Source organism: Vicinamibacteria bacterium, assembly GCA_035620555.1.
In the GTDB taxonomy this organism is placed as follows: Bacteria; Acidobacteriota; Vicinamibacteria; order Marinacidobacterales; family SMYC01; genus DASPGQ01.
The window spans coordinates 1-5,760 of sequence record DASPGQ010000629.1 but is presented as its reverse complement, the minus strand read 5'-3'; the positions used below and the strand labels follow the sequence as shown (position 1 = coordinate 5,760).

At 62.8% G+C, this 5,760-nt stretch carries 5 protein-coding genes; 3 read left to right on the top strand and 2 right to left on the bottom strand.

The features are described from left to right. Both VEK15_25690 and purH read left to right on the top strand, forming a co-directional pair. A partial coding sequence (locus VEK15_25690; protein ID HXV64118.1) for a hypothetical protein occupies positions 1 to 243 on the top strand: 243 nt, incomplete at its 5' end. 95 nt (positions 244 to 338) lie between these two features. Then, positions 339 to 1,901 carry a bifunctional phosphoribosylaminoimidazolecarboxamide formyltransferase/IMP cyclohydrolase gene (purH, locus tag VEK15_25685; GenBank protein HXV64117.1) on the top strand — a complete coding sequence of 521 codons (1,563 nt, stop codon included), beginning with the start codon at positions 339 to 341 and terminating at the stop codon, positions 1,899 to 1,901. 8 nt (positions 1,902 to 1,909) lie between these two features. Here the strand turns inward: purH and rfaE1 are convergent, their stop codons facing one another. Both rfaE1 and VEK15_25675 read right to left on the bottom strand, forming a co-directional pair. Next, positions 1,910 to 2,887, bottom strand: a complete 978-nt coding sequence (rfaE1, locus tag VEK15_25680; protein HXV64116.1) for a D-glycero-beta-D-manno-heptose-7-phosphate kinase — start codon at positions 2,885 to 2,887, stop codon at positions 1,910 to 1,912. Beyond that, positions 2,887 to 4,092: an O-antigen ligase family protein gene (locus VEK15_25675; GenBank protein HXV64115.1), complete on the bottom strand. Its 1,206-nt coding sequence runs from the start codon at positions 4,090 to 4,092 to the stop codon at positions 2,887 to 2,889. The genes rfaE1 and VEK15_25675 overlap by 1 nt, the downstream gene beginning before the upstream one ends. Before the next feature lie 82 nt (positions 4,093 to 4,174). On the opposite strand from VEK15_25675, the gene VEK15_25670 reads away from it, so the two are divergent. Beyond that, positions 4,175 to 5,760, top strand: a 1,586-nt coding sequence (locus VEK15_25670; protein ID HXV64114.1) for a tetratricopeptide repeat protein, incomplete at its 3' end; no start/stop codon positions are given.

The window sequence follows — 5,760 nt, the reverse complement described above, 5'->3', positions numbered from 1 at the left end:
GTCCCCGATCTCCTGTCGCGACTGAGTGACGCCACTCGGGCGTCTATCGAGCCGCTCGAGACCGCGTTTTGGAAGGAAGGACGAGTCCTGCCGGCCGAGAGCTTCGACTACCGGTCGATCCCCTATGGAGAGCTCTCTCTGAGCTACTCTCGAGGCGTCACCGCGGCTTCCTTCCTCTGGCTGTCCGCTTGGAAGAACGCGAACGGTGATTTCACCGGTTATCGATTCTCGAAGAAACCATGACGTACTCAATGCCGTGGCGGGACTCGTGAACGATCGGCCGCCCCCGCCCGTTCGCGACCAGGAGAACGTCGGATCGGGGTTAGAATAGCAGCCCAATGACCAGCACCAAGAGCGCCCTGCTGAGCGTGGCCAACAAGGATGGGCTTCCGGAATTCGCGAGAGGTCTTGCCGAGCGCGGGTATCGGATCGTCTCGAGCGGGGGAACCGCGCTCGCGCTCGAGCGCGAGGGCATCGACGTCGTCCGGGTCTCCGAGGTCACCGGGTTTCCCGAGATTCTCGACGGTAGGGTGAAGACGCTCGATCCGAGGATCCACGGAGGAATCCTCGCCCGACGCGACCTGGACACCGACATGGCCGAGCTGAATCGGCACGGCATCGGTCTCGTAGATATCGTCACCGTCAACTTCTACCCGTTCGAGAAGAAGGTCGCCGAGGGATGCGGGCTGGAGGAGGTCATCGAGAACATCGATGTCGGCGGGCCCTCCATGTTGAGAGCCGCGGCCAAAAATTTCCGATATGTTCTCGCCGTTACCGACCCGAAGGACTATCCCACCGTGCTCGAACAGCTCGATGAGGGCGTGGACATGGCGACGCGCGTCTATCTCGCGGCGAAGGCGTTCCGATCGAGCGCGCGTTACGAGGCGGCGATTTCATCTTACGTGGAGCGTCTTCGTGCCGAAGGGGATTCGATCGCCCTCGATGCCTACGAGGATGCGTCCTTTCCTTCGAGACTCACCCTCACGTTCGAACGGGTACAACTGTTGCGGTACGGCGAAAACCCGCATCAAGCGGCGGCTTTCTATCGGGACGCTCCCATCGGGATGGGCGGGGCGCAGCAGCTCCACGGAAAAGAGCTTTCGTACAACAACATCTTGGATCTCGACGCGGCGTTCCGCCTCGTGAGGGAGCTTCCGCGTGAGCGAGCCGCCGCTTGCGTCATCAAGCACACGAACCCTTGCGGGGCCGCGGTCGCCGACACTCTGGCCGAAGCCTATGTCCGGGCACGGGAGGCGGATCCCACCTCGGCATTCGGCGGTATCGTCGCGCTGAACCGTCGCGTGGACGCGGCGACCGCCGATGAGCTCTCGGCGACGTTTCTCGAAGCGGTGATCGCTTCGGGATTCGACGGAGACGCACTCGAAGTGCTCAAAGGACGGAAGAACCTGAGGCTGTTGCAAGTCGATGACGTCGCTTCCGCCTGGGCCGGCTCGAATTTCTTCCGTGTGGTCGGCGGTGTTCTCGTCCAGGATTGGGATCGCGAAGAGGAGGAGTTCGCGCTCGAGATCGTCACCCAGCGGGAACCGACGGAGATCGAGCGCCGCGCACTCGAGTTTGCCTGGATCGTCGCCAAGCACGTCAAATCGAACGCGATCGTCCTGGCGGGAGAGAACGTTCTGCTCGGCGTGGGTGCGGGTCAGATGAGCCGGGTCGACTCCTGTCGGCTCGCCGTCTCCAAAGCGCGCAGCTCGCTCCAAGGCGCGGTGGCCGCCTCGGACGCATTCTTCCCTTTCCCCGACGGTGTCGAGGTCCTGGCCGACGCCGGAGTAAGAGCGGTCGTTCAACCGGGGGGCTCGGTCCGCGACGAAGACGTGATACGGGTGGCCAACGAGCGCGGGCTTGCGATGGGGTTCACCGGCAGGCGACACTTTCGCCACTGACGTCTGGGCTAGTTCTTGTCGGCCCGGACGTTCGCCAGAAGCTCTTGTGGAAGGGCTACGGCCGTCCCCAGCTTGCCGACCACGATTCCGGCGGCGCGGTTCGCTAACTCGGCCGCACTCGCCAGGCTGGCCCCGGCGGCGAGCGCGAGAGCGGCGGTGGCAATCACGGTGTCTCCCGCGCCGGTGACGTCGAACACCTCACGCGCCCGCGTGGGGATGTGCAAAACCTGGGCGTCGCGTTCGTAAAGTGACATTCCCTGCTCCCCGCGCGTGATCAGCACCGCATCGCATTCGAGCTCATCGAGCAGCGCCTGGGCCGCTTGAGCGATGTCGTCTTCGGAATGGATGGCGATGCCGGTGAACCGTTCGGCTTCGCCGAGATTGGGGGTGAGGAGTCGAATTCCGCGATAACGCCGATAACGTTTCAGCTTGGGATCGGCGAGGACGGGAATGCCTGCCCGCTTGGCGAGCTCGATCCCTTTCTCGATGAGCCTGGGCGTCAGCGCACCTTTGGCATAATCGGAGAACACCATCGCTCGAGCTTTCGATGTCCGTCGCTCGAGCGCGTCGAGCATTCTCGTCTCGACGTTCCCATCGATGTCACTGGTCGACTCCCAATCCGCTCGAACGACTTGTTGGCTGTGGGCGATGATTCGGGTCTTGACCGTGGTGCGGCGCGAGGGGTCGGTGATCACCGTCTCGTCCGAGAGTCCGAGCTTCGCCAGGGCGAGCCGCAACTGACGAGCGGGCTCGTCGTCACCGAGCACTCCCACGAGGAGAGGCTCCGCTTCGAGGCTCGCGAGGTTCTTCGCCACATTCGCCGCGCCGCCGACATGAAGGTCTTCGCGCTCGATCTCCACCACGGGTACGGGAGCCTCAGGGGAGATTCGCGACACTCGTCCCCAGACGAAACGATCGAGCATCAGATCGCCGACCACGAGCACCGGGAGGCCTCGAGCGCGACTAAGAAACTCGGCAACTTCCATCAGTCGGAGGCTCTCTTCTCTCGCTCGAGGAAGAAAGGAACGGTCATGGTGAACAGCAACAACATCTGGAACTCGGAATCGCCAAAGTTGTACTCGAAGAGGCCTGCGGAAAATGCCGCGACCATTACGCCCAGAGCGGCCGCGGCGAGAGCACGCGAGATCTCGTCATCGGGTTTGGCCCGGCGAAAGCCGCGGATGCTCGCGATCAGAGCGAGTCCGAAGAACCACAGCCAGGAGATCCCACAGATCAACCCGCGCTCGGCAGAGATTTGAGCGAGGTTGTTATGAAGGTGCAGATTCTCGCGCAACGGCGCTTCTTCCACCATGTAGATCGGGTAGACGTCGGGTACCATGTCGGGCCCCACTCCGAGAAGAGGATGATTGGCGATCATCCGCGCGCCGGCGCGAAGCATATACATCCTATCCCAGCCAGACACATCGGGCCTGAGGAACGAGCCCAGGCGTTCCTCCACGTCCCCGGGGAGAACGAGGATGGCCCCGATTCCCAGCACGGGGAGGGCCAGAAGCAGGCGGCGATTCCTCACCCATATCAGGAGAATGGAAGCCGCGAGCGTCCCAACCCACGCACTTCGAGTGAGAGTGAAGAGCAGCGCGAGTCCGATCACGGCCAGGCTACTTCCCAGAAACCACCGATATCTGCGTCGGAACAGCAAGTGCGCCACCGCAAGCACGGAAGCACACATGAGGAGGCCCGAATAGGTCATGTAGTGCCCCATGAAGCCCCGGATTCTGTTATCGAGATCACCCAGATCGGACAGGGTGTACTGCCATAGGCCGAGCAGGGCCCCCAGGTCGGCCACGGCAATGATGAGAAGGGTGAGGCTTTCGAGAGTCTCTTTTCGACGGAGGACGCTCACTAGCAGATAGGGCACGACCAGAAGAAGTAACTTCTTGCTGGCCAAGAGACTAGCGTGGGGGGCGAACGAGAAGATGGCGGAGGCGAGGCTTGCTCCCGCATAGACGGCGAAGGCGCGATCCAGTGGAAGCCTGACGAAGGCGGTCTCCCGCCTTCGGAGGAGAACCAGCCAGGCGAGGACGACGATGGCGAGCACGATCTCCGACGCGGCGATGGAGATCTGAACCAGCGCGAGCCAGACCGCAACTCCGTAGACGAAAAGGGATTCTCCGGGGAATGGGCCGGTTGTCGTTCGCGACACGGCAACGGTCCGGGCTTCGACGATCATCGGTGTACGGTCGCCCGCGAACAATACCATAAGGGGATCGGAGCCCTCGGCAACAAGCGTTATAATTTGATGTGAGGCATCATTGAAGATAACCGCCGTCGTCGCTCTCGCTGGCGTGCTGCTGGCCGCCGGTGGGAGGGTCGTTCAAGCACAACCGGCCGGGCCGGCCGAATCCAAAGCCGAGGCTTACTACCAGTTCTGCCTCGGTCGGATGTACGCCATGCAGATGCAGCTGGATCGCGCCATCCCGCATTACCTGCGAGCCGCCGAGCTCGATCCCGAGGCGGCTTACCCACTGGTGCAGCTCGCCGAGCTCTATCAGCGACAGAGAGACATCGACAAAGCGATCGAGAGTGCGAAGAAAGCGGTCGAGCTCGATCCGAACGAGGCGGCCGCCTACCGTATCCTGGGAAGACTCTACTTCGCGCTGCTGCGCGACAATGGAAGTCCCGACTTGGCGCCGCTCGCGGTCGAAGCGTTCGAGCAGGCGGTGCGCCTCGACCCGGGCGACGTGCAGAGCCGTACGGAGCTCGGCCGTCTGTTGCTGGCAAACGGCCGCTTGTCGGATGCCGCCGGGCATCTCGAGGAAATCATTCGGCAGGAGCCACGAGCGTACTACGAGATGTACCTTCTCGCGCAGGTGCGAAACGGAGAAGGAGACGTCGACGCGGCCATCCGGCTCCTGCAACAATCGCTCGCGGTCCAGCCCCGCCAGCCCGAGGCCCGCGAGCTCCTGGTACGGCTTTTGACAAAGGAAGAACGCTTCTCCGAGCTTTCGACGGTTTACGGCGAGCTCGTCGATGCGGACCCGGAAGATGTCGAGTCGCGGATTCGTCTCGCGGATGCGCTCGCGAACGCAGGCGAGCTCGAGCGGGCCCGCGAGGAGTTCGAGGCGGCGCTCGAGGGCGATCCCGAAAACGTCATCGGCACCGTGGGACTGGGCATGGTGCTGCGCGAGCTCAAAGACCTGGACCGGGCTCAGGAAGTATTGCAACGGGCCATCTCGCTCGAGCCTGAACACGTGCTCGCAAGGTTCACCCTGGCCGGGGTCTTCGAAGAAAAACGGAGATACGACGAGGCCATCGTGGAGTGGCGCAGGCTCCTCGAGCTGCCAATCGAGCATGTGGAGGAAAGCCAAAAGAAGCTCCGTAAAGCCGAATACTGGGCGCACATCGGTTTCGCACAGGGTGAGCTGAATCGCCATGAGGAGTCCATTGCTGCATTCGTCGAAGCGAAGAAACTTGCGGAAGGCGACGAGCGATTCGAGGCTTTTCACGTTCAGGCGCTCCTGGCAGCCGATCGGGCCGCCGATGCGCGGAAGACGTTGGACGCCGCGATGTCACGGGCGACGCCACCGAGCCCTCGGCTCAGCATGCTCGATTTTCAGGTGGTCGAGGCCCTCGGACAACCCGAAACCGCGATCCAGAAGGCGATCGCGCTATGCGAGGACGAGCCAGAGAACGAAATGCTCGCCCAGGCCCTCGTCGAGATCTATCAGCGACAGAAGCGTTACGAAGATGCCGAGGCGTTTCTGCGCTCCCGGCTCGAAGCTCGCCCCGACAGCGTCGGTCTCTTGTTCCAGATGGCGGCCATCCAGGAGCGATTGGGGAAGTTCGACGAGGCCGAGGCTCTGTTCAAGAAAGTTCTCGAGCGGGATCCCGACAGCGG